21 protein-coding genes and 1 tRNA gene are annotated in these 24,411 nt (G+C 36.0%); 18 read left to right on the forward strand and 4 right to left on the reverse strand.

What is annotated here, in order from left to right; translation table 11 throughout:
- Positions 1-7: 7 nt before the first annotated feature.
- Positions 8-2,311 carry an RNA polymerase recycling motor HelD gene (helD, locus tag B2R82_RS14375; protein WP_286925506.1) on the reverse strand — a complete coding sequence of 768 codons (2,304 nt, stop codon included), beginning with the start codon at positions 2,309-2,311 and terminating at the stop codon, positions 8-10.
- 407 nt (positions 2,312-2,718) lie between these two features.
- Here helD and B2R82_RS14380 point away from each other — a divergent pair, with 407 nt between their 5' ends.
- The 7 genes from B2R82_RS14380 (at position 2,719) to B2R82_RS14410 (ending at position 9,560) form a co-directional block, all read left to right on the forward strand.
- Complete coding sequence (locus B2R82_RS14380; RefSeq protein WP_286925507.1) at positions 2,719-3,675, forward strand: AAA family ATPase; 957 nt, start codon at positions 2,719-2,721, stop codon at positions 3,673-3,675.
- Between the two features lie 24 nt (positions 3,676-3,699).
- Positions 3,700-4,335 (forward strand): RNA ligase family protein, encoded by a 636-nt coding sequence (locus B2R82_RS14385; protein ID WP_286925508.1) that lies wholly within the window; start codon positions 3,700-3,702, stop codon positions 4,333-4,335.
- A gap of 92 nt (positions 4,336-4,427) precedes the next feature.
- A tRNA-OTHER gene (locus B2R82_RS14390) sits at positions 4,428-4,495 on the forward strand.
- Between the two features lie 396 nt (positions 4,496-4,891).
- Positions 4,892-6,304: a YfcC family protein gene (locus B2R82_RS14395; RefSeq protein ID WP_286925509.1), complete on the forward strand. Its 1,413-nt coding sequence runs from the start codon at positions 4,892-4,894 to the stop codon at positions 6,302-6,304.
- Between the two features lie 38 nt (positions 6,305-6,342).
- Positions 6,343-7,512, forward strand: a complete 1,170-nt coding sequence (locus B2R82_RS14400; RefSeq protein ID WP_286925510.1) for a M20 metallopeptidase family protein — start codon at positions 6,343-6,345, stop codon at positions 7,510-7,512.
- Positions 7,513-7,900: 388 nt separating this feature from the next.
- The gene (locus B2R82_RS14405) at positions 7,901-8,947 is read left to right on the forward strand and encodes a YHYH domain-containing protein (protein ID WP_286925511.1); all 1,047 of its coding nucleotides are present in this window, start codon (positions 7,901-7,903) and stop codon (positions 8,945-8,947) included.
- Positions 8,937-9,560, forward strand: coding sequence for a hypothetical protein (locus tag B2R82_RS14410; RefSeq protein WP_286925512.1), 624 nt, complete (start codon positions 8,937-8,939; stop codon positions 9,558-9,560). Before B2R82_RS14405 ends, B2R82_RS14410 begins: the two co-directional genes overlap by 11 nt.
- Before the next feature lie 37 nt (positions 9,561-9,597).
- On the opposite strand, the gene B2R82_RS14415 is transcribed toward B2R82_RS14410, so the two are convergent.
- Complete coding sequence (locus B2R82_RS14415; RefSeq protein ID WP_286925513.1) at positions 9,598-10,788, reverse strand: coenzyme F420-0:L-glutamate ligase; 1,191 nt, start codon at positions 10,786-10,788, stop codon at positions 9,598-9,600.
- 128 nt (positions 10,789-10,916) lie between these two features.
- On the opposite strand from B2R82_RS14415, the gene B2R82_RS14420 reads away from it, so the two are divergent.
- Positions 10,917-11,837: a LysR family transcriptional regulator gene (locus tag B2R82_RS14420; protein WP_286925514.1), complete on the forward strand. Its 921-nt coding sequence runs from the start codon at positions 10,917-10,919 to the stop codon at positions 11,835-11,837.
- A gap of 20 nt (positions 11,838-11,857) precedes the next feature.
- Here the strand turns inward: B2R82_RS14420 and B2R82_RS14425 are convergent, their stop codons facing one another.
- Positions 11,858-12,739, reverse strand: coding sequence for a LysR family transcriptional regulator (locus B2R82_RS14425; RefSeq protein ID WP_286925515.1), 882 nt, complete (start codon positions 12,737-12,739; stop codon positions 11,858-11,860).
- Between the two features lie 113 nt (positions 12,740-12,852).
- Between B2R82_RS14425 and B2R82_RS14430 the strand changes: the two genes are divergently transcribed.
- Positions 12,853-13,872: a YeiH family protein gene (locus B2R82_RS14430; RefSeq protein WP_283872950.1), complete on the forward strand. Its 1,020-nt coding sequence runs from the start codon at positions 12,853-12,855 to the stop codon at positions 13,870-13,872.
- 78 nt (positions 13,873-13,950) lie between these two features.
- Here the strand turns inward: B2R82_RS14430 and B2R82_RS14435 are convergent, their stop codons facing one another.
- On the reverse strand, positions 13,951-14,286 hold the full coding sequence (locus tag B2R82_RS14435) for a heme oxygenase (protein ID WP_286925516.1): 336 nt from the start codon (positions 14,284-14,286) through the stop codon (positions 13,951-13,953).
- Positions 14,287-14,574: 288 nt separating this feature from the next.
- Here B2R82_RS14435 and B2R82_RS14440 point away from each other — a divergent pair, with 288 nt between their 5' ends.
- The 9 genes from B2R82_RS14440 (at position 14,575) to B2R82_RS14480 (ending at position 24,409) form a co-directional block, all read left to right on the forward strand.
- Positions 14,575-15,258, forward strand: a complete 684-nt coding sequence (locus tag B2R82_RS14440) for a response regulator transcription factor (protein ID WP_286925517.1) — start codon at positions 14,575-14,577, stop codon at positions 15,256-15,258.
- Complete coding sequence (locus B2R82_RS14445; RefSeq protein WP_286925518.1) at positions 15,242-16,669, forward strand: sensor histidine kinase; 1,428 nt, start codon at positions 15,242-15,244, stop codon at positions 16,667-16,669. The genes B2R82_RS14440 and B2R82_RS14445 overlap by 17 nt, the downstream gene beginning before the upstream one ends.
- A 129-nt stretch (positions 16,670-16,798) precedes the next feature.
- Positions 16,799-17,656: a peptidylprolyl isomerase gene (locus B2R82_RS14450; protein ID WP_286925519.1), complete on the forward strand. Its 858-nt coding sequence runs from the start codon at positions 16,799-16,801 to the stop codon at positions 17,654-17,656.
- 12 nt (positions 17,657-17,668) lie between these two features.
- Positions 17,669-18,370 carry a polyphosphate polymerase domain-containing protein gene (locus B2R82_RS14455; protein WP_283870109.1) on the forward strand — a complete coding sequence of 234 codons (702 nt, stop codon included), beginning with the start codon at positions 17,669-17,671 and terminating at the stop codon, positions 18,368-18,370.
- A 19-nt stretch (positions 18,371-18,389) separates the two neighbouring features.
- Positions 18,390-19,073, forward strand: coding sequence for a DUF4956 domain-containing protein (locus B2R82_RS14460; protein WP_286925520.1), 684 nt, complete (start codon positions 18,390-18,392; stop codon positions 19,071-19,073).
- Positions 19,074-19,111: 38 nt separating this feature from the next.
- Positions 19,112-20,920, forward strand: a complete 1,809-nt coding sequence (locus B2R82_RS14465; protein ID WP_286925521.1) for a CotH kinase family protein — start codon at positions 19,112-19,114, stop codon at positions 20,918-20,920.
- Positions 20,921-21,008: 88 nt separating this feature from the next.
- Entirely contained in the window at positions 21,009-21,611 is a 603-nt protein-coding gene (locus B2R82_RS14470; RefSeq protein WP_286925522.1) for a class I SAM-dependent methyltransferase, read from the forward strand.
- Between the two features lie 481 nt (positions 21,612-22,092).
- The gene (locus tag B2R82_RS14475; protein ID WP_286925524.1) at positions 22,093-23,331 is read left to right on the forward strand and encodes an ABC transporter substrate-binding protein; all 1,239 of its coding nucleotides are present in this window, start codon (positions 22,093-22,095) and stop codon (positions 23,329-23,331) included.
- Between the two features lie 202 nt (positions 23,332-23,533).
- A complete protein-coding gene (locus tag B2R82_RS14480; RefSeq protein ID WP_286925525.1) occupies positions 23,534-24,409 on the forward strand; it encodes a branched-chain amino acid ABC transporter permease in 876 nt (291 codons plus the stop codon).
- The last annotated feature ends 2 nt before the right edge of the window (positions 24,410-24,411 follow it).

The raw sequence follows: 24,411 nt of genomic DNA on the forward strand, positions 1-24,411 counted from the left end.
TGTCCTATTATTGTAGAAAATACGTTAATTGGTTGATGGCATAAATGCGCAACTCATGCATAGCTCTCGTGCAGGCCGTATAGAAATAGTTACGTTCGTTTTCTCTTGAGTAATTAGCAACAGATGCATTATAGATAAGAACTGCATCAAATTCGATACCTTTTGCCATATATGCTGGCAGTAATAATATACCCTTTTTAAATTGCTTGGTATTGTGGTTAATCAGTTGAATATCTATTTGATTGCTTAATTGCTCATAAACATCAGAGCATTCAGCTGCAGTTTTACAAATTACAGCAATGGTTTCAAATTTGGTAGAGAGGTCGTTGATGCTTTGGATAATTTGCTCAGTTAATGCCAATTCATTCGGCACAATAGTAATCGATGGTTCTGGACCATTTCGGTTAAATGCCTCTACTTGACTACTATCATTTAAAATCTTGGCAGTGAGTTGAATAATTTGCTTTGTCGAACGATAGCTTTTCGTTAAAATCATTTTTTCTGCCTGATCCCCATATAATTGAGGGTCAAGCAATGAAGGATTACTAAAGGTATGCGGATGAATCGTTTGATGTCCATCTCCTAAAATGGTCATACGTGCCTTTGGAAATAACTGCTGTAAAACCGTTAATTGGAATGGCGAATAATCTTGGGCTTCGTCAATCAATACATGACGGATCATCGTATTTGTCTGTTGCCCTTCTATTTTGTCCTGTAAATATAAAAATGGTGCTGCATCCTCATAGGCAATCAGACGTTTTGCTAAATTAGGGAGAGTTCGCTGGCAAATATCCTCCCAATTGTCCGGCATAAGGTGCTGTAATTCTTTATGAACGGGACTATGCAGATCAAAGAGTTGTCGATACGTACCTAATATATGGACAAACCTTAACTGATGAACGGAGCTGCGTAATGGTTTAAAGTGTTTTTTGGTAATTTGTCTCGCTAATTTTTTGCGTTCTTGATCAAAATCATCGAAAGAGTTTTCTGTATAGCGTCCCTCAAATAAAAGCTCCTTGTAGGACTTGGAGTAGTCCTCCTTGTCTAATAGTTCAGCCTCTTCTTCTACCCATTCCTTTCTTCGTTCATCCCTTTCAAATTTCGTTAATTGCTGCAATAACCATTCTTTCACTAATTGTAGGCGATCAGGTATCGACATTGTGAAAGGGAAAGAATAGAAATATTCCGAAATCACTTGGGCTGGAATAATTCGTTCTCCACGAAAAACAATATTTTTAAATAATAAGCCTTTCTTCGATAAATAGCTTACATAATGATCCATTAATTGTTTGTAAGTAAGACTCGCTTTAAAAGAAATAGTACTTAATTTTGTTCGATAATGAGCGTCATTCTTTTCTGTTAAAAGATCTTCAAGCTGCTCGTAAGGATATTCTAATTGGAACTGTCGACCTAAACGTTTCTCAGCATACTCAATGAACGTCAATTGCTGCATATTGTCCTCACCTAAATCAGGTAAGACCGTATGGACATATTGATTAAAAAGTTGATTAGGTGTAATCAATAAAATTTGATCTGCAGTCATTTCATTGCGATAACGATACAATAGATAGGCTACTCGTTGTAAAGCAACAGCTGTTTTACCACTACCCGCAACACCCTCTACGATGAGATAGCGTGAGTGAACATGTCGAATAATCTTATTTTGTTCAGCTTGAATCGTTGCAACGATACTACGAATATGTTCGTTTGCGTTTTGCGCAAGAATATCAAGCAATAAGTCATCACCAATGGTAAGACCAGTATTAAACATGGATTGTAGCTGCCCATATTTAATTATAAATTGGCGTTTTAGTAACATTTCACCATGAATTTCTTCACCTAATGTTTCATAGGTTGCATCGCCAGGTGTGTAATCATAGTACATACTCGATATAGGTGCACGCCAATCATAAATAACTATATTGTCATCCTGTTCGTCCAATAATGTGGCTACACCTATATAAATTTTTAAAGGATCTTGGTGCCCATTTTGTAAAAAGTCAATACGAGCAAAATAGGGTGATTGTTGTAAACGTTCGTATACCTTTACGTTACGAATTGCACGTTGCTGTGCAAGCTCTGAGTCAGATAGAAGCTCTACCTGTTGCTTAATCGCAAAAAAGGTTTCGTCAACATCTTCAGCAGTATCTAAATTAACTCTGACATCGTTCCAAAAGGATTTCTTCAGGGCGACAGCATTTTCTTTGAAGCCTTTTTCCTTTAGCAGTAATTCGTTTTTTTTGTATTCAATGAGATTTAAACTATGCTCTAGGTAATGCTTTTCTTCTAGCCATTCTTTTTGATTTTCCAACGTTTACTCACATTCCTCTCCAATTTTTCTCTTCCTGTGGCAGTAATCCTCACCTATAAAGATGGTGAAAATGAAGGTAATTGTGATTCTCTATTAAATGGTTGTCCAAACACCTTTATCCCAAGGGGAAAAGTAGGGTGATTGAATCAGGAAATTTATCATACATCTACTTCGCAAAGAAGTATAGTCTAGTAATTTTTGTAAATTTATGATACAATAACAGTGTAAGGTAATAAAATATTAATACATATAGATTGCTCTACAAAAAGGTGGAGCAGTCTTTTTTATATGTACTATCCTGACACAATATGACTGATTACAATAAATTATTGTTAAAATTAATAGCATCCATACCTAAAGAATTTGACACGATACACGATATAGAATCTTGAAGGGAGGTGAAAAGGATGAAGGTAATCTTTACAGTGGGGTTGCCTGGGAGTGGAAAAAGTACATTTGTGAAACAGTTAGCAATAAGCGAAAATGCGGTCATTCTTTCGAGTGATGCAATACGTCAGGAATTGTTTGGCGATGCAACGAAGCAAAAATCACGTGTAGTCTTTCGTACATTATATGAGCGTTTAAATAATTTAGTGGCAAAAGGTTTTTCCGTCATAGTTGATGCCACAAATATTGAAAGGGACCGCAGGGTGTTTGCACTTCGTAAATTACCAAGCACCATTAAGAAGGAATGCTATTACTTTGATACACCTTATTCAATTTGTGTAGCTAGAAACCAACAACGGAAGCGGCATGTACCATTATTGGTGATGGAAAAAATGAGAAAGCATTTAGAATTCCCAACAGTAGGAGAAGGATTTGATGTAGTGCATATTGTACATGATTCAAGTCCCCATGAAATTTCTCGACAGCAATTTATTGCACTTATTCAAAGCCAGCCCACCTATGAAGAGCTTTTTCAAACACTTCGATCAATCCCACTTTTTAAAGAAATTTATCAATTCGATCAAGAAAACTCATTCCATCAATTTTTATTATGTCAGCATACGTATTTCGTATTAGCCTATATCAATGAATACTATATGGAAAGCGACAAATTGGCATTACAAATAGCTGCATTGTTTCATGATGTCGGCAAGCCATTTTGTAAAAAATATAAACCATTCCAACAACGATATGGCTACTTTGGACATGAAAATGTATCTGCTCAACTGGTTTGTCATTTTTTATTAGAGCTAGGCTTTGAGAAGAACTTTGTTTTAAAGGTCGTTTATTTAGTGCAATTCCATATGTTAATACAGTATGGGGGCGATAAAGGTGGCAGTGAAATTTATCATCTATTAGATGGTGATTTATTAACGAGGCTTTACTTTTTCCGTGAAGCAGATCAATTTGCTAAATAAATAATAGGGAAAGGAAGTGATGATATGTCGAAATTAAAAAAATACCCAAGAAGCTTTCATTTACCTTGGAGCAGGGGCTATACCCATGATGATAAAGTTGCTAAAAACGTGAATCACTTTTTAGGAAAAGAAGTGGTTGTCACTGAAAAATTAGATGGGGAAGGCACAACCCTATACAGAGACTATATGCATGCTAGAAGTATCAATTCAGCCAACCATTCCTCTAGACATTGGGTAAAAACATTTCACGCGGGTTTTGCGTATAGGATTCCAAATGATTGGCGATTATGTGGAGAAAATGTTTACGCCAAGCATTCCATTTATTATCAAGCGTTAACAAGCTACTTTTATTTATTTAGTATTTGGAATGAAGATAATATTTGTTTGAGCTGGGATGAGACGATTGCCTTTGCCGCTGAGTTAGGTATTGAAACGGTACCTGTTTTATATCGAGGGATTTTCGATGAAGAAAAAATAAAACGTACATTTACGGGTATATCACTGTTTGATGGTGAACAAGAGGGGTATGTCATTAGAAATGCTGGTTCATTCCATTACGATGATTTCCAATACAATTTGGGGAAATTTGTCAGAATGGATCATGTTCAAACAAGTGAGCATTGGTTACAAGAAGAAATCATTCCTAATCGTTTAAAATAAATCTGATGTAGGAGAAAATGTGATTTCAAAATAGTAAAAAGGGACTGAGAAAAATGTAATACTACATCAATCATTCAAAAATTATATATTATGAGGAAGAATGCAAGGGCTGCATATCCCTATAAAAGGGGGTTTACGGGTTCGATTCCTGTCATCCTCACGTAATAAAATATTAACACATTTAATAAAAGGTCTCCTTATAAACTTGGAGGGTACTGAAAAAGTCGATTTGCCACAAAAAATGTGATGCAAATCGACTTTTTTAAGTTTTTATTGACCTTTAACCCTTGTAGGGGGTTTTTCTATGGGGAGAAGCCAACTTAGTAGAAGAATAATAATTTTATTGTACAGAATTATCTAAAAATATTGACATTTTAATTTTTGTTTTTTATTCTTGTTTATAAAGTTTCCATTAAACAGAATACTTTTCCGTTTGGTGGAAAAATAGGTGGGTGATAACTACAATAAATAGTTTGAATTAGGGTATATATTGTAAATGTCTCAAACGCAATTGGAAAGCTTTCTATACTACATTTTTTCGTTAGGGGTGAAGTGCATGGCGAACCAGCACCAAGAAAAAGAGGTAGAAGTGTCACGAATAAAGGGGATTAATGCGTTTGTTTTAATGTTTATCATCATTATCACGATGACAATACTGACATACGTTTTGCCAGCAGGTCAGTATGATCGGATTGAGAGTAACGGGAGAATGGTTGTAGATCCAGAATCATTTCACTATATCGATTCAAATCCTGTTGGTTTTCTTGAAATGTTTAATAGTGTTCATTTAGGAATGCTTGAAGGTGCATCTATTATTTTATTTGTTTTTTTATTCGGTGGAGCACTAGGGATAATGCAAAAAACAGGGTCCATTGATTCATTTATTAAAGTAATGGCTTGTAAATTTGGGAAGCAGGAGTATGTATTAATACCTATTCTTGTTTTAATTTTTGCTAGTTTAGGAACTTTAATAGGTTCGGCTGAAGATACACTTGTTTATATTGCGATCGTTATTCCATTAACAATGGCATTAGGAATGGATGCTATTACAGGGTTTGCGATAGTGATACTAGGAACTTTAGCTACTGGCTTTACTTCAGGAATTACCAATCCGTTTAATATTGGCGTTGCTCAAACGATAGCTGAATTACCAATGTATTCGGGAATGTCCTATCGGATTATCGTTTTCTTTGTTTTTTATATTTTGACAGTTCTTTATATATATAGGCATGCAAAGAAAGTAAAAAATGATCCGTCTAAAGGGATTTATGGGAAATTTAAACGAGAAGAGAGTATTAAAATAGATTTAGACTTTAAGATGAGTACCAGTCTTTTACTGGCGTTACTCGTTCTACTAGGAAACTTTATTGCTTTAATTGTTGGGGTTATAAAATTTCAATGGTACATTAGTGAAATTGGCGGGATTTTTCTATTAAGCAGTATTATTATGTCTGTGATTTGTAGGGTTAGTCCAAATAAAATGGCTGAAGGATTTATTTCTGGTGCACGCGATATGGTTGAGGGAGCTTTAATCATAGGCTTTGCTCAAACGATTTTAGTCATTACAACTGCAGGAGGACTAATTGATACAATTCTTTATTTTGTAGCAAATGCAGTAAGTGTATTACCTGCTTCTATTAACGCAGTTGGGATGTTTTTGCTTCAACTTTGTTTGAACTTCTTAGTACCATCTGGAAGCGGACAAGCAGCTTTAACGATGCCTATTATGACGCCCTTAGCAGATTTAATTGGTGTAACAAGGCAAACAGCCGTATTGGCTTTCCAGTTTGGTGATGGTATCTCCAATATGATTATTCCAACAAGTGGTATTTTATTAGCAGGGTTGGCTATTTCAGGTATCCCATTCTCCCAATGGGTTAAATGGGTTTTCCCATATTTTCTTATTCAGACAGGTTTGGCGATTGTTTTATTAGTCATTGCACATGTCATGAACTATGGACCGTTTTAACAAATTGAATAAAAAATGATAGAGAGAAGGGAAAAACTATGGTTGGAACAGACGTTTTGAAGCAACAGGTTATTAAATGGCGACAGCATTTACATATGTATCCGGAATTATCATATCAAGAGCATAAAACGGCACAATTTATTTATAATCAGTTAAAAACATTCCCACATTTAGACGTTAAACGCCTTACAGAAACTAGTGTATGTGCATTTTTAAGAGGAACTAAAACGGAAGGTAATGGTCATACAATTTTATTACGAGCAGATATTGATGCATTACCGATTGAGGAAGAAACTGATCTCTCATTTAAATCACAAAATTCCGGAGTGATGCATGCTTGTGGTCATGATGCACATCCGGCAATGTTACTGGGGGCGGCTAAAGTATTAGCTGAACGTGGGACAGATTTTAATGGAGAAATTCGATTTGTCTTCCAGCACGCTGAGGAGGTCACTCCAGGTGGTGCCGCACAGCTTGTGTCTTTAGGTATTGCAGATAATGTAGATTTTGCTTTTGCACTACATGTAAGCCCTGATTATGAAGTGGGGCAATTTGCAATAAAAGATGGTAAATTTACTGCAGCAGCAGATGATTTTGAAATTAAGTTATATGGACGTGGTGGTCACGCCTCTACACCTGAGGTTTCAATTGATCCTTTATTAATTGGCTCAGAAATTGTTATAGCATTGCAAACAATTGTATCCAGAAAAGTACCGAGCATTCATGCCCCTGTTTTAACGGTTGCTAAATTTCACTGTGGGACAGCATTAAATATCATTGCTGACACAGCTGAGCTTGGTGGAACGATTCGCTCTCTAGATGCTAAAGTTCGGGTGGAAGCACGTGAACATTTAGAGAAAATCGTTCATAGTATTGCTTACATGCATGGAGCAACAGTAGAAATTAAATGGGAGCTGGGTTGTCCCTCGGTGACGAACGATAAGGAGCTAACGGCATTATCTCGCAGAGTAGCTAGTGATATTGTCGGAGAGACAGGGGTTAAAGAATTGCCTGCACCAATGTTTGGAACAGAGGATTTCGCAGATTTTTCAGAGGTTGTCCCTTCTTCTATGCAATTTATAGGCGTACATAATGTAGATTTTGGAGAAGCTTTCCCACTACATCATCCGCGCTTTAGGATTGATGAAGACGCACTTATTTATGGTGTCCGCTATTTTGAAAATATAGCACGTACACTTTGTCCTTAAAAAATGAACTCCCAAACGAGGAGGGCACTGAAAAAGTCGATTTGCCACAAAAAAAGTGATGCAAATCGACTTTTTTAAGTTTTCAAATTCTTTCAGTGTCCTTCAAACAAAATGTGATTTCATTTTTATTACCTGGAAAATATTATGTCATTCGGAGGGGAGGGAGCTTTTAAACAATTAGTTTTAGAAAAATTCACTACACACGATTTAGTATTGATTAACTTTTAATACTTTAGCTGTCGCAAATTTTATTTGATTATGGAAAGTGTTAAATAGTAGGAGAGATTTATAGTAGATTGAAAAGAAAAGTAGCAAAATATTAATATACTAATTGGAAAATATAGTATAATATAACATATGACATTTGTTATATTAGGAGGAATAAATGGTGAGAAATGGTTTTTCATCAATAGTTAGTGTTTTATTGTGCTGTTTTTTACTTCTGTTACCGTTTACAGCGAATGCTCATCCAGGTCGAACTGATAGTAATGGTGGGCATACCTGTCGAACTAACTGTGAAAAATGGGGATTAAAATACGGAGAGTATCATTATCATAATGGTGGGGGTAGTGCATCTAATGGAGGGAGTAGTAGTACATCAAAACCCGCTCCTTCATCACCTGTGCCAAAAGTAGATGAGAATCAAGTGAAGGCTGATAAATATTACACAGCTGCAATGGATTTATATAATCGTGCAGATTATCAGAAAGCTATTACTGAGCTTGAAAAGATTTATGAATTGGATAAAGGAAATAGTAAAACAGAAAATCTTATTCAAAAGTCTATGAGTAATATTTATGAATTGGCTAATTCTAAGGCTAATGAAGAGGATTATTCAACAGCAAAAGATTACGCAGTTTATATCAAGGAAAATCAACGTTCTAGTGTTGAGATAAAACAAAAGGCTACAGGTTTATTAGCACAAATAGAAGAGAATGAGAAAATCAATGAGTTACTTAATAAATCGGCAATTGCTAGGGATGAAAAAAATTATGTAGAAGCATTCGGCTTTATTCAAGAGGCTCAGAAGGTAAAAGAGTTAGATAAGACTAAATCTTTATATAATGAAACGGTAGAGGTTTTAGCAAGCGATGCAGAGGAAGCTTTTCACAAGAAGAAGTATGGAAATGCTAAAAAGTTTTACAAATTACTGATCAAAAATACGGAAATGCCAACATTAATTTCACAATATCAAAAGAAGCTTCAACGAATACAAGTTGAACAGTTACTAAATAAAAGTTTTGATATTGAAACAGCAGATCTTGAAGGAACATCTCTATTTAATCATTTAATGGAAGAGGAAAATAACACATCGTATGATGAAAATATTATAAATATATTAAAAAACTCCTTACAAGAAGATGATTCTATGAATTACATATTTAATGTTAATATCAAAGAATTATTCAAAGGAGGAAATAAGGATGCTTCATGAGCCTAAGTTAAAGCATAGAACTTCAATTTTAAAATCAACTTGGTTTATGTGGTTTTGGCTAATTATTTTTCCTCCTGTTGGAATATTTCTAGTGTGGAAGCGGGGAAGACTTACCAAAATGAAACGAACTATAGCTACCGTAATAGCTACTGCCTATTTTGTCTTCCCAATAATTATTGTTATGGCAACAACGTTACCCCTTTATAATAACCATGAAGAATTTATAGAAGCATTCAATAAAGAAGTAAAAAACCTAGATTTATCTTATTCTCTAGAAAATATAAAAAAGGAAGAAGAAACGATTACATCGAAGTTGGATAAGGATATTACTTTGATTGAAAATATTGATGAAAAAGGTGCAGTACACGAGTTGGTAATGGTGGGTCAAGGAGAAGGAATGGATATTATACTTTCTATGGGATTGTTAATTGGTATGACAAATCCCAATTTAAATCAAAGTCAAGTTGGGACTGTTTTAAAAGAATTACGTTTATTTGACGAAAGCTATCAATATCAAAATAATGAAACAACAGTAGAGAAAAATACGATTCGTTATAATTTAAAGTATGATCAATCTGTTGGTGTCATCTTTAGTATTTCAAAAGTAAATTAAAAAAGTGCGAGCAACCACTCGCACTTTTTTAATAATACTATTTTGTATAATTATCAAAATAACCTTGAATATAAATCATTGGTGTTCCTTTATCACCTGAACCAGAAGTTAGGTCAGAAAGAGAACCGATTAAATCCGTTAAACGACGTGGTGTTGTTCCTTGAGCAGCCATTTGACCAGTTAGATCCTCATCTTTATTTTGGATATACTCAGAAATCGCCGCTTTTAATTCATCACCACGAAGGTCTGCAAAATCATTATCAGCTAAATATTTAAGTTTAACTTCATTTGGTGTTCCATCTAAACCAGCAGTGTAGGCTGGTGAGACTACAGGGTCAGCCAATTCCCATATTTTACCCACAGGATCTTTAAATGCACCATCACCATAAATCATGACCTCAACTGTTTTACCTGTAGCCTCTTTAAGTTTAGCTTGGATACCATCAACAATTGGCTGGCAAGTATGTGGGAATAATTTCACACTATCTTCAGTGGCTTTGTTTGAACCAAGTAATCCATATTCTGCATTGAAGCCTGAACCGTTAACAGATGCTGATAAGATGTTATCAAGGCTATAAACTTTTTCAGCCCCATTTGCTGTTAGAATACGTTTTGTGCGTAAGCGTGTATGAATATCACAAGTTAAAACACTCTTCGTATAGTCCAAAATTGTTTTTGGATTATTTGAAAAGATAACCTCACAAGAAGCCCCCTCAGCTTCGATTATTTCCTTATAGTATTCAATATAATCTACACCTGTAAATGTGTGTTTTTTATAGCCGAAATGCTCGCGGAATTCAGCTTCATTTAACGTATCTGTCCAAGGGTTAATTCCTTTTACATCTAGCTCGTCGATATCAACTAGGTGATTACCAACCTCATCAGATGGATAACTTAACATAAGAACGACTTTTTTTACGCCTTTAGCAATACCACGTAAGCAGTTTGCGAAACGGTTACGGCTAAGAATTGGGAAAATAACACCAACCGTATCATCACCAAACTTAGTAGCAACGTCTGCTGCGATATCGTCGATTGATGCATAGTTTCCTTGTGCACGTGCTACGACAGATTCTGTTACTGTGACAATGTCTCGATCTTCAATTGAGTAGCCTTCAATCTGAGCGGCATTTAATACCGTATCAACAACGATTTGTTCAATATTATCGCCTTCGTTAATAATTGGACCACGAAGACCTCTTACAACTGTACCAACTACACGTTCCAAAATAATCTCTCCTCATTAAATAGGTAAAATAATTTATATAAATAATAATCAATATAATTTTACTATACGCCCCTTTAATGATATAAGTAAAATTAATAGTTCATATAATAGCTATAAGGAGTGCTTATATGATAGGGAAGTTAGATTTATATCGCGTTTTTAGTGTTGTTGCTAAAAATAATAGCTTTTCAAGAGCTGCTAGGGATTTATATATGACACAGCCTGCGGTTAGCCAAGCTATGATGCAATTAGAAAAGGAACTGGGTACACGTCTCTTTAATCGCACACCAAAAGGGGTAACACTAACAACCGAGGGTAGTCTTTTATTCGAATATACGAATTCAGCGTTAGGTCTTTTAGATGCCGGAGAGGAAAAGCTACTGGAATTTAAAAATTTAACAACCGGTCAATTAAAAATTGGTGTAGGTGATACGATTTCTCGCTTTTTTTTAATGCCATATTTAGAGGCATTTCATACCATGTATCCCAACATAAAATTACAAATGTTAAATGGAACGACATCTGAAATTTGTAATTTTATTAAGTCTGGTGAGGTGGATATAGGACTTTGTAATTTTCCAATAGAAGATGCGACATTACGGTTAACCGTATGTACAGAGGTTCAAGATATTTTTGTGTGTGGTGAGAAATATCGAACATTGATGTCAAAAAAATTAAGCTATGAGGATCTTTTAAAATTTCCCCTTGTTTTCTTAGAGAAAAAATCAAATTCCAGAAAATATGTAGAAGATTATTTATTTGCGAGAGGGATTCATATAGAACCTGAGTTTGAGCTAGGATCACATGATCTTGTGCTAGAATTCGCACGTAGTAATTTAGGCATTGCCTGTGTAACGAAGGAATTTTCTAAGGATTATTTGCAACGAGGACTTTTATATGAGTTAACATTAACAGAACAAATACCAGCACGTAGTATAGGCATGTGTTATTTAAAGAGTGTTCCACTTTCAAGGGCGGCAGCGAAATTTGTAGATATTATAGAGCAAAAGCAGGAGCGTAAACGTCTAAATCCAAGGAATATTAAGTAAGCTTAGCGACTAGTAGCACGCTAAGCTTTTTTGAGTATAGCTTCAATAAGTGTGTCAGCATTACGCTTATTTTTCATCGTTGGTGAGTATAGATACGAAAATGTTCGCATAAAATGCTGCTCCTCTAAATGTAAAATTTTGATATCCCCACTCTTTAATTCACGCTCAATTACACTTGCCGATAGCAATGAAAGTCCAAGACCCTGTATAACGCTCTCCTTGACACCTTGATTACTGCTAACTGTAAGAAGTGAACGTACCTGAAGCCCATTTGCTCTAAATAAATGGTCTAAATAGTAGCGTGTACCTGAGCCTTCTTCCCGCGCAACCCAGTTCTGCTGCTGTAGGTCCTCAACAGTAATAGTAGGCACTTTTGTAAGAGGATGATTACTGGCACTAACAATAAATAATTCATCCTGCATAAATGGTTTAATAATAAGTTCATGATCGTGTGCCTGCCCCTCAATAAGACCAATATCAACCTGTAATAACTTTGTATACTGTATGATTTCTTTTGTATTACCAATAATAATTTGAAGCTCCAGCTGAGGAAACTGCTGTTGTAGGCTTGCTATGATGGGAGGCAGGATATATTCACCGATTGTAAAGCTTGCGCCAATAGTAAGTGTACCTTGAATTTCATGGTGATAGGCTAAAATTTCTTCCTTTGCTTGCTCTGTAATGGCCATTATTTGTTTTGCTCGATTATATAAAATTTCTCCAGTCGGTGTGATTTGCACAGATTTTGGTGAACGAATAAATAAAGTGGTTTGCAGTTCCTGTTCTAAATTTTTAATGTGTAAGCTGACACTTGGCTGCGAAATATGGAGTATTTCGGAGGTCTTTGTAAAGTTATTAACCTCGACTAATGTGATAAATGTTTTTAAAGCGTCATATTGCATGCGATCACTCCTATCATTAAAAATATTAATAATCATAATTATATATATATATTTTACTGATGATTAACTTTTTTATAAAGTATAATCATAAAAGGATGAAAGAAGTGAACATCATGGTGAATGGACAGAATCGATTAAAAAGCTTCCTAGCTCCAGCATTTATCAAGGGAATATTGTTAACACTCCTTATAGCTCTAGCAGCGAAATATATTTCAACATTTCCGTTCTTCTCAATATTGGGCCAGCTTGTCATTGCTATTTTATTAGGAATGGCTTGGAGAGCAGCCTTTAAGGTGCAGGATGCTTGGCAGGTTGGTATATCATTTTCTAGTAAAAAGCTATTAAGATTTGGAATTATTTTATTGGGAATGCGCTTGAATTTAGCTGATATTTATCATGCTGGAGTGAGTGTTTTTCTGATTGCATTATTAGATTTAGTATTCGCCTTAGTGATTGTCTACGGTTTAGCAAAGATGTTTCATGTTGAACGAAAACTTGGCATTTTAACGGCTTGTGGAACTGCTATTTGCGGAGCGGCCGCTGTCGTGGCTATTGCTCCTCAAATTAAAGCGAATGAAAAAGAAACAGCTGTGGGTGCAGCAATTGTCGCACTACTTGGCACGTTATTCACATTAATCTATACATTGTTCTATTCATTATTTGGCTTAGCTCCAACCGAATATGGTGTATTTACAGGAGGTACCTTACATGAAATTGCCCATGTGATTGCAGCAGCATCAGCAGGTGGCAATGAAGCTATCGATATGGCAGTTATTGTTAAGCTAACACGAGTGGCTTTACTCGTGCCTGTAGCGATTATTATTGGTATTTTTTATAGAAAAATGGAGAAAGGGCAGGAAAAAGAGCCATTTTCGCTGTCAATCATCCCATGGTTTATTCTTGGATTTTTAGCTATGAGCGCGATTAATTCACTAGGAATAGTTCCTCCTTATGTAGCACAGGCATTTGTTAATATTGCCTATATTTTAATCGGTATGGCTATGGCTGGATTGGGATTAAACGTAGACATAAAAACCTTTAAGCAATTAGGTGTAAAAGCCTTTATTGCAGGGCTTATCGGTTCAATTTTCTTATCCATTGTAGGGTATCTTTTAGTTATTTTCATAAAATAATTAAGGCAAAAAAATCCTGCATATTTTCGAATATGCAGGGTTTTTTTAGATAGAATCAGAAGATAATTTAATGATAAATTAGCGAGCTGCTTCGATCGAAGACGCTAATTCTGCTATAACGATTTTGCTGGCTATCATTGGACTATTTTCAGGTTTTGCTCCCTCTGAGCCCGTTTCTGGACGATGATGGGCAGTTGCGAATGCATCGCTATTACGCCAAGCTTGGAAATGTTCCTTTGATTCCCAGTACATGTTGACGCTCATTTCGTCATAAGTTGGGTCATCAGTTGACACTAAAACCTCTACTTTATGAAAACCTTCAAACTGCTGTAGCGGTCCTGGCTTTGTAAAATTCGGTGCCATTTTTGCAGCAAAGCCCGGTTTAACCTGAATACGATTTGTCACAATAATCATGTTTTCTACCCCCCTAATCATTTTTAAGATAAAGATAACATATTTAATTCGAATGAAATTATCAATGATTATCATTCGCAATCAATGATAATTGTCGTAGGAAGACATTGTCAATAGAATAGCAATGTTTATACTATAAAAGGTTAAAGGATATTAAGAATTATGTAAAGTTTATCATCGATATAAAGTGTGTTTAAACGGATTTGTCCGATTGGACTGTGGACACTTAGCTGACATATTCCGATGTTATAATGATAACACGATCAAGCTAGGCACGAGGTGAAGGACATGGCAAAAATATTAATTGTAGAAGATGAATTTGCAATAAGTCAGGTGTTAAAAGCTTATTTAAAAAAGGTTGGCTATGATGTGATGCAATGTTTTAATGGCGGGCAGGCACTGACTGTGTTTCAAGAGTGTCAACCAGATTTAGTGCTACTAGATATTATGTTGCCAGAGAAAAATGGTTGGAGGGTTTTAGAGGAAATAAGAGATACTAGCTCTTGTCCCATCATTATGTTAACGGCATTAGGAGATGTAAATTACCGTTTAGAGGGCTTTGATCAAGGGGCAGATGATTATATTGCTAAACCATTTATAGCAGACGAGGTAGTGGCTAGGGTAAAGGCTGTTCTAAGACGTGCCAAAGGAAATCATTCTGCAGTAGAGAAAAAATTTGGCGGGCTTGAAATAGATACGAAGGCACATCGGGTACTACTGAATGGAGAGGAAATCATTTTAACACCTAGAGATTTATCGGTGCTATTATTTTTGGCTGAGCATCCCAATCAAACATTTACACGGGATCAGTTAATTGAGCAGGTTTGGGGCTGGGAGTATGATGGTAGCGATCGAGCAGTTGATTTAGCGGTGAAGCGACTGCGAAAGGCATTGACAGATTGGGATGAGACAGATGGAGAAATAAAGACATTACGTGGATTGGGGTATCAGCTAAGTGCTCCAAAAAGATAAACGTATATCTTTGCTCAACTACTGGACAAGTCGCTATTTATTGACGCTCTTTGTAGGACTAGCCATTATCTCTTTTATATCCGCCGTATGGATTCGTCATACAACATTGGAAAATAGATTGGAAATGATGAAATTTTTAGCCGATGAAACAGTATTTCGTCTTACAGATACTACAGGGTCAAATAATGGACCTATCGGCGGGATTCCAGGTTTTATTGGTAACCGAGAACGATTTAGCATGAGAGAAATTGATCCTATTTTATATGTTGCTGACGTAGAAGGCAATGTCTTAACAAGTAATCGACCAATTCCTCCAGGCAGTGCAAAAAATGTCGCCCATTTACTTGAGGGTGAAGAAGGTACTAAAAAAATAATCGAAATGAATAAAGGACAAGAGACAGTTCAATATGTTGTAAAACGAAAAGTCGAAAGTAATCAAAAGCTAGTTGGCTGGGTGCTTGTGCTTGAGAAAAAAGAAAACTTAACGAAAGTAAATCAAGCATATGGTCAATTAGCGTTACTGATAGGAGCTCTTGCCTTATTAGGGTGGGAAGCTATTTATTTGCTGTCAAGGCGTTTGGCACATCCAATCAAACAGGTAGCCGAAGCCGCGAAGCAAGTGCAAGAGGGTAATTATACAGTCAATTTGCCTGAAAATAATAAGGAAGAGGAAATTTATGAGCTTGTTACATCCTTTAAGGAAATGGCTAATCGTTTAGAGCAATTGGAAAAAACAAGAAAGGAACTATTAGCAGGTGTTACACATGAGCTTAAAACACCTGTCACATCAATTAGTGGACTGTTACAAGCAGTGAGGGATGGCGTTGTTACGGGTCAGGATGCTAAAGAATTTATTCAAATGGCATTAGTTGAAACGACAAAAATGAAGACTATGGTGGGCGATTTACTAGCCTTCAATCAATTCGCTGTCGATGCCATTCCGGTCAGACTAGAGACAGTTAATGTTAATCCACTTATACGTGATGCAGTTACACAGTGGGAGGTAATGCAGGAAGAAGAGGCAGTAAAAATCCACATACAATTGCTTGCACAACCCGTCTATGTTCAGGCTGATGTTGTCCGTATGCAGCAAATTATCACAAATTTATTAACGAATGCAAGGCAGGCCATGCAGGAGGGAACCGTCACGATTAGCTTGCTGAAAAAGAATGATTCGGTTTCCATTACTGTGCGAGACACTGGGCATGGTATTCCTCAAGAGGAGCAGGCATTTATTTTTGAACGCTTTTTTAGAGGTGAAAATAAAAAATATACCATTCGAGGACTAGGCTTAGGTTTATCACTTAGTAAAATGATGGCTCAGTCAATTGGTGGCGATTTGCGACTAATAGAAAGCAATTCTTCAGGAACATGCTTTGACCTATCATTGAAAAAAGCTACTACGCTATAAAAGGCGTGGTAGCTTTTTCGTTTGTAAAGATTTTTTGAAGGAAATGTAAAGCTGACATCTGACTGACACATTAAACCTTTATAGTAGGCTTTGTAAACGAGAAGCTAAAAGAAAGGGCGGAATCATGCTATGAAAAATAGGCTTTTCCGAACGCTAATCTTATCTGCTGGATTCGTCATGCTACTAGCCGGTTGTGCTGGGGGCAGTGGGTACGTAGCAAAGGTGGATGGAGAGAAAATTCTACAAGCGGAATTAGATGATGCGTTGCGTGAACAATACGGTACTGAAGTGCTTGAAACATTAATCACGAACAAAATGGTTGAGCTTGAGGCAAAAAAGCTAGGTGTCACTGTATCAGAGGACAGTATTCAATCAGAGTATGAAGAATTAATGGAGTCATATGGTGGTGAAGAAGCCTTACAGGAAGCTTTGGAAGCTAATGGACTTACAGAGAAAAGTGTAAAAGAAAATATTCGCATATACCAGCTTACCAAAAATGTTATTGCTACAGGCATAGATATTACAGATGAGGAAGTAGCTCAATATTTTGATAACAATAAGGAGAGCTATGGACAGCAAGAAGAGGTTGTAGCAAGTGAAATTTTATTGGAGGATGAGACAACGGCAAAGGATGTACTGAAAAAGCTAAAAGCTGGTGAGGATTTTTCAGAGCTAGCGAAGGCATATTCAATAGATTCAGCAACAAGTGGAAATGGTGGTGACATCGGTACTATTAGTCGAGGTCAAATGGACGAGGCATTAGAGGAAGTAGTATTCAGTCTTGAGAAAAATAGCATTAGTGATATTGTTCAAACATCTGAAGGCTATCACATCATTAAAGTAACCGATACGGTACCTGCAAAAGAGGCAGTACTCGAGGATGTCAAAGCTGATGTTTATGCCACTATTCTTGAAGAGCGGATAAATGAAGAATATACATCTTGGCTAGATGAAAAACAAGAGGAATATAAAATCGAGAGAAAATAAGGAGTGGTTTATATGTCTACTATAACTTCGTTTAATCCTAACGGTCGAAGGGAGATCAAACAAGCAATTTCTTATCCCGACTATGCCTTATTAAAATCAAAACTGCGGCATGTGATGCAGTTAGACAAGCATGCAGGGATGGATGGTAAATATTTAATTCGCAGCACTTACTTCGATAATTTTGCTAATAAGGTTCTTAATGAGAAAAAGGAGGGGTATATCAACCGTGATAAATACCGGGTACGAATTTACGATAAATCCTCAACCATTATTAATTTGGAAAGGAAAAGTAAGCGTAATAATCTTACCTTTAAAACAAAGTGTGCTATCTCTCGAAAGGAATATGAAAAAATGCGTAGTGGGGAAACATCTTGGATGGAAGAAGATCAACGTCCATTAATTCGTGATTTATATCAGGAAGTAAAGTATAACCAACTGAAGCCAGTTACGGTCGTCGATTATGAGCGAGAGGCTTATATGTATGCTTATGGAAACGTTAGAATCACCTTTGATAGTAAGGTACAGTCAAGTCTCCGTAATACAGATATGTTTAATACCAAATTACCTATGGTGGATGTACTTGAACCAAACCTAGTTATTTTAGAGGTGAAATATGATGACTACTTACCAGATATGATTAAGTATTTGCTGCAATCAGTAGATACACGTGCAGAAGCCTATTCAAAATATCAACTTAGTCGAATGTACGGCTAATATAGAGGAGAAATGAACAATGGATACAATCAAGTTTAGTGATATTTTTAAATCTAACTTTTTAGAAAAAACAACATCTTTTTCATTAATAGATTCAGTTATTGGCCTAGTAGTAGCCTTCTTTGTTGGACTTTTTATTTACGCTGTATATAAGAAGACCTTTAATGGTGTAATTTACTCCCATTCTTTTAATATTTCACTGCTAATTATGACAATGGCCACTGCGCTCGTTATTATGGGAATCAGTTCAAACGTGTTGTTATCGTTAGGTATGGTTGGTGCGTTATCAATCGTGCGTTTCCGAACACCCATTAAAGACCCTATGGATTTAGTCTATATTTTCTGGGCAATCGTTTCTGGGATTCTATGTGGTGCAGGGTTTATACCACTTGTTATTATTGGTGCAGTTTTAATTGGGCTTGTGCTACTCGTCTTTGTAAACAAAATTACTGTGGAAAATCCATATTTATTAATTGTGAAATTTGAAGAAGAACTAGCTTGTGATGAAGTAGAAAGAATTATAGCTACACAATCTAAAAAATTCTCCTTAAAATCAAAATCTATTATGCAACATGATGAAATTGAAACAACCTATGAAATTCGTGTGAAACAAAATGATGCCAAATTGATGGACAATCTTACAAAAGTACCTGGAGTAAAATCAGCAGTAATGCTTAGTTACGATGGTAATTTCACAGCTTAGTTAGCACTTTTAGAAACCTATGAAGAGAGGTGAAAATCATGATTAAAGCAAGAGTTGTCTATCTCTGTATGGCAATTCTACTACTCCTCTTTGTCGTATTGTATGCTGTACTTCCCAACATAGGCATTGAAACCAAAAATACCGAGTTTTCTTATGAGAACATTGTGTTTAATAAAAATAAAGTAACAACGGTAGATATTGAGATTGCTGAGGAAGATTGGGCAGACATGCTGGAAAATGCGACAGATAAGGAGCTAAAGCAAGCCAATATCACAGTCAATGGTAGGAGAATAGAGAATGTAGCAATTCGTACGAAAGGAAGTTCATCACTACACTCTGTTGTAAGTAGTGACTCGGATCGATATAGCTTAAAAATCGATTTCGATTACTATGATGATACGCAAAGCTTATATGGATTGAAAAAATTAAACTTAAATAATAATTTTAGTGATTCGACATTGATGAGAGAATATATTTCTTATGAACTGATGGAACAAATGGGATTACCCACACCTGCCCATTCCTATATGTATGTCACTGTAAATGGGGAAGAACGAGGCTTATTTTTAGGTGTAGAGGCAGTAGATGAAACATTCCTGGCAAATAACTACGGCTCTAATGATGGATTTTTGTTTAAGCCAGATGGGACAGGCAGTGATTTGAAATATATAAGTGATAATATTGCTGATTACACGGGGATTGGTTTAAAAACGAATGAAGGCAATGTTGATCAATCAAAGTTCATTGAAATGATTGAGGCCATCAATAGTGGCGGTGATATTGAAAAATATATTGATGTCGATGAAATGTTACGTTATTTTGCTATGAACACCGCACTTGTAAGCCTTGATAGTTATCAGGGCAATATGAAACACAATTACTATTTGTATGAAGACAATGGTGTGTTTTCGATTATACCCTGGGATTTTAATATGTCCTTTGGTGGCTTTGGTGTTGGCGGTAGAATGGGTGACAATAATCAAATTCCAGCCGATGCTGAAAAGAAAAAATTGGGAGATGCACAGATGAATGAGCAATTGGAGAAACCCAATATGAAGTTTCCAAATAATGGCGTTCAACAACAAGGACAGCAGCCAAACGGTGACCGAAAGCAGGGTGGATTCAATATGGAGATGGGGTTGTCTGGCAATCTTATGGAAGATAGTGCTATTAATTTTAGTGTGAGTACCCCTGTATCTGGCGTAATATTAGAGGATAGACCTCTATTAAATGCCTTACTCTCAAATGAAGAATATCGTGCTAAATATGAAGGCTATTTAGAGGAAGTGGCTACTAATTACTTAACAGAAGAATATATCCAAAGCATTACTAAAAAGTTAGCAGTGTTATTAACAACTTATGTGGAAGCAGACCCTACGAAATTCTCTACAACTGAGCAATTTTTAGAGGCCATAGAAGGGGAAAATAGTCTCCCGGAATTTGCTAAGCAACGATCAGCATCTATTTTAAAGCAATTGTCTGGCGAGCTTGTTGTAGAAGCGTCAACATCACAAGGTAATATAGGGATGCCTAATCCTAATGATAATGGTGATGTGAATGGCAACCCTATGCATGAGAATTTTGACCCTAGTCAGCTACCAGAGGATCTTGGTCCTTCTCAGCTTCCTCCTTTCAATCAGGATGGCAATAATCAAGGGGAGCGCCCTGGTCCAATGCAAAGACCCGATCAAAATGGTGGACCGATGGGAATGCCTGGTCAAAATAATGAACAGTTAAATCAAGCAACGGTCATTGATAAAAATACAGTGATTACAATAATCGTCTGTTTTACCCTGTTAATAGCTGCCCTTCTTGGTGTTCTTAAATTCAAGCGAAGAGGTCGTTAAAAAAATAACCATATCCAAAACTTTTGGGTATGGTTTTGCTTTTTATCATGCTAAAATTAAGCATTCTTTTTTTGAGGAGTCAACTAGTATGAATGAACAACAATATGATAAGTATTTGCATATTAATACAGTTGGTGAACAGTATGGTTTTCCTAAACTTGCGCATTATCATCGCTACGAGCCAACACCATATACGGGCCTGGAACAATTATTCTCCGGCTATCAAATGCCTGAAAATCCAGTGTTTATTGATATGGGATGTGGAAAAGGAAGAGTTCCTATTTATGTGCATCATAAATTTCATATCCAGACAATTGGAATTGAAATGGATGCAGGTTTTTATGCAGAAGCAGAGAGTAATAAAAAGAGCTATCTTCAAAAAAATAATGTTCCTATACCCATCTCCTTTATTCATACAATAGCGGAAGAATATTTAATTCAACCAAGCGACACAGTTTTCTTTTTTTTCAACCCGTTCTCTATTCATATTTTCCGTACAGTCATTCATAATATTTGGAAGTCATATGAGCAACATATGCGTGAGATTCATATTATTCTTTACTACCCACCATATGATTATTTGCAGTTTTTACTTCATGGAACACCATTTGAATTAATCCATGAGATTCATTTAGAAAATGAAAAAAATATAAACGAGCGCCTTTGTGTGTTTGCGTTAAAAAAAGCTTAGAGCATCCACTCTAAGTTTTTTTAATGCTTATTGGTATTGTTACTCAAATGTTAGGTAGCAAATGTAGCATTTATTTTCCCGGAAATAAACATATAATATGGCTTTCTGATAGTAATTGGAGTAAAGTATTTCCAAATTAAAAACATATTAATAGTTGACTCTTTTGAACTAAATCACTCAATTTTCGAAAAAAGGACTTCATATAAAAGATTTTTTTATAAAAAAACAAATTAAAATAATAGGTTTATACAAGTATAAACTGAAAATTGATAGATTATTCTTAAATAACTAATTATACTGAAAAATCACTCTAGACTAAATATAAAGAATGTTTTACAATGTAAAAGGCTTAAATGAATAATATTTAATTCAGTTTTAGATAGTTATAAATAATTATTTTCGCTATTGAGGAATTGCATTGAATTGTTTATAATTATCAGAAATATCTAATATTTGAGAAATTTTCAGGGGGAATATAATTATGAAAGACAACAAAAAGCTTAAAAAGTTCGGTTCACTTTTAGTTGCTACTTCATTAATTGCTGGTGTACTTGCTGGTTGTGGTGCTGGAGATAGTTCAAGTTCAGGAGGAAGCTCATCCTCAGGTGGTTCATCAGGTGGAGGTTCATCTAATGGCGGTACAATAAAAATTGGTGCAAACCTAGAGCTTTCAGGTAACGTAGCTTCTTATGGATCTTCGATTGGATTAGGCGCAGAGCTTGCTGTGAAAGAGATTAATGACAAAGGTGGTATCGATGGGAAAAAAATCGAGCTGATTAAAGTTGATAACAAATCAGAAAACTCAGAGGCAACTGCTGCAGCCATTAAACTAATAACACAGGATAAAGTAGTAGCGATGTTAGCTCCTGCAACTTCTGGTAATACAGTTGCCACAGTGCAAATTGCCAATGACAATAAAGTTCCAATTGTTACTGGATCTGGGACAGCTCCAAATATTACAGTAAATGATGATAAGAAAGGTACTATTAATGAATATGCATTCCGTACCTGCTTTATTGATCCATTCCAAGGAATTGTAGCAGCAAACTTTGCTTCCAATAAATTAGAAGCGAAAAATGTAGCTATTTTTGCTGACAATGCCTCTGATTATGCTAAGGGTCTAGCAAAATCATTTAAAGAAACAATTACTAAAAATGGCGGTAAAGTCATTAAAGAAGAAGCATATGTAGCTAAAGACACTGACTTCCGTACACAGTTAACCAATATTAAAGGGGCGAACCCTGACTTCATTTTTATCCCTGGATACTATGAAGAAGTTGGTTTAATTGTTAAACAAGCGCGCGATTTGGGCATTGATGTTCCATTGATGGGGGCTGATGGTTGGGATTCACCAACATTAGTAGAGCTAGCTGGGAAGGAAGCGCTGAATAACACATATATTACAAACCACTACTCTGCGGAAGACCCAGATCCGAAAATTCAAGATTTCGTAACAGCATTTAAAGCTGCGAACAAGGATAAAGCACCTGATGCATTCAATGCACTTGGCTATGACACAATCTACTATATTGCAGATGCAATTGAGCGTGCAGGCTCTACAGATGGGGAAGCAATTAAAAATGCATTAGCAAAAACAAAGGATCTTTCATTAGTAACAGGTACTTTCTCAGTTGACAAACAACATAACCCAATTAAAACAGCAACAGTTCTTGAATTCCAAGACGGTAAACAAGTGTTCAACTCTAAAGTTAATCCTTAATGTTTGTAGTAAGGGGGAGGCGGGTAAACACGCCTTCCTTTTTTATGTGTAGTAGATAGCTAGAATTTGCAAATAAATAGATTCTAGCAAAGGGAATCGGAAAAAACTTTTGATAGGGACACAATTTATTCTGCATTCAATAATAACATGTAGAGTACGTCCCGTTTTTGGATTTTTCAAAAAATAAAAGGAGTGAACGCTCATGGAATGGATACAGCAGCTTGTGAATGGTATTTCACTAGGTAGTATCTACGCATTAATAGCGTTAGGGTATACGATGGTATACGGGATTATTAAGCTGATTAACTTTGCCCACGGCGATGTTTTCATGATTGGGGCATTTATTGGCTTTTACGCAATCGCTAAATGGGAACTTGGCTTCTTCCCAGCACTATTATTGGCGATGGTAATCTGTGCAATATTTGGTGTTCTCATTGAACGTATTGCGTATAAGCGTCTAAGGAATGCAACACGTATTGCTGCATTAATTACTGCAATTGGTGTTTCACTATTAATCGAATATACAACGATTTTCTTCAGAGGTGCGCAACCAGCAGCTTATCCTGATGTCATTAAAAATAAATCATTTGATATTTTTGGCATTCAAATCAGTAGTACATCCATTTTAATTTTATCTGTCGCAATTGTACTGATGATTCTTTTACAATTCATCGTACATAAAACAAAAATCGGAAAGGCGATGCGTGCCGTTTCTCATGACGCGGATGCAGCACGTTTAATGGGAATTAACGTTGATAATACCATTTCAGCGACATTTGCTATTGGTTCAGCATTAGCAGGAGCTGCAGGCGTTATCTTTGGTGTGTATTATACGAAAATTGATCCTTTAATGGGGGTTATTCCTGGGGTTAAGGCGTTCATCGCAGCCGTTCTTGGTGGTATAGGAATTATTCCTGGTGCTATGGTTGGCGGTATGTTATTAGGTGTAGTGGAGTCATTAGTGAGTGCGCTTGGCTTCTCTTTATGGCGTGATGCAGCAGCATTCGTTATTTTAATTTTAATTTTAATCTTCAGACCATCGGGTATCTTTGGTAAAAATGCCCGTGAGAAAGTGTAGGT

Origin of the sequence: Lysinibacillus sp. UBA6686 (assembly GCF_002455205.1) — a bacterium.
Taxonomy (GTDB): Bacteria; Bacillota; Bacilli; order Bacillales_A; family Planococcaceae; genus Lysinibacillus; species Lysinibacillus pakistanensis.

Bases quoted from the DNA above. Each gene is read 5' to 3' on its own strand.
- B2R82_RS14380 (WP_286925507.1), top strand. From the start codon at position 2,719: ATGAAGGTAATCTTTACAGTGGGGTTGCCTGGGAGTGGAAAAAGTACA.
- B2R82_RS14385 (WP_286925508.1), top strand. From the start codon at position 3,700: ATGTCGAAATTAAAAAAATACCCAAGAAGCTTTCATTTACCTTGGAGC.
- B2R82_RS14395 (WP_286925509.1), top strand. From the start codon at position 4,892: ATGGCGAACCAGCACCAAGAAAAAGAGGTAGAAGTGTCACGAATAAAG.
- B2R82_RS14400 (WP_286925510.1), top strand. From the start codon at position 6,343: ATGGTTGGAACAGACGTTTTGAAGCAACAGGTTATTAAATGGCGACAG.
- B2R82_RS14410 (WP_286925512.1), top strand. From the start codon at position 8,937: ATGCTTCATGAGCCTAAGTTAAAGCATAGAACTTCAATTTTAAAATCA.
- B2R82_RS14420 (WP_286925514.1), top strand. From the start codon at position 10,917: ATGATAGGGAAGTTAGATTTATATCGCGTTTTTAGTGTTGTTGCTAAA.
- B2R82_RS14425 (WP_286925515.1), bottom strand. From the start codon at position 12,739: ATGCAATATGACGCTTTAAAAACATTTATCACATTAGTCGAGGTTAAT.
- B2R82_RS14430 (WP_283872950.1), top strand. From the start codon at position 12,853: ATGGTGAATGGACAGAATCGATTAAAAAGCTTCCTAGCTCCAGCATTT.
- B2R82_RS14435 (WP_286925516.1), bottom strand. From the start codon at position 14,286: ATGATTATTGTGACAAATCGTATTCAGGTTAAACCGGGCTTTGCTGCA.
- B2R82_RS14440 (WP_286925517.1), top strand. From the start codon at position 14,575: ATGGCAAAAATATTAATTGTAGAAGATGAATTTGCAATAAGTCAGGTG.
- B2R82_RS14450 (WP_286925519.1), top strand. From the start codon at position 16,799: ATGAAAAATAGGCTTTTCCGAACGCTAATCTTATCTGCTGGATTCGTC.
- B2R82_RS14455 (WP_283870109.1), top strand. From the start codon at position 17,669: ATGTCTACTATAACTTCGTTTAATCCTAACGGTCGAAGGGAGATCAAA.
- B2R82_RS14460 (WP_286925520.1), top strand. From the start codon at position 18,390: ATGGATACAATCAAGTTTAGTGATATTTTTAAATCTAACTTTTTAGAA.
- B2R82_RS14465 (WP_286925521.1), top strand. From the start codon at position 19,112: ATGATTAAAGCAAGAGTTGTCTATCTCTGTATGGCAATTCTACTACTC.
- B2R82_RS14470 (WP_286925522.1), top strand. From the start codon at position 21,009: ATGAATGAACAACAATATGATAAGTATTTGCATATTAATACAGTTGGT.
- B2R82_RS14475 (WP_286925524.1), top strand. From the start codon at position 22,093: ATGAAAGACAACAAAAAGCTTAAAAAGTTCGGTTCACTTTTAGTTGCT.
- B2R82_RS14480 (WP_286925525.1), top strand. From the start codon at position 23,534: ATGGAATGGATACAGCAGCTTGTGAATGGTATTTCACTAGGTAGTATC.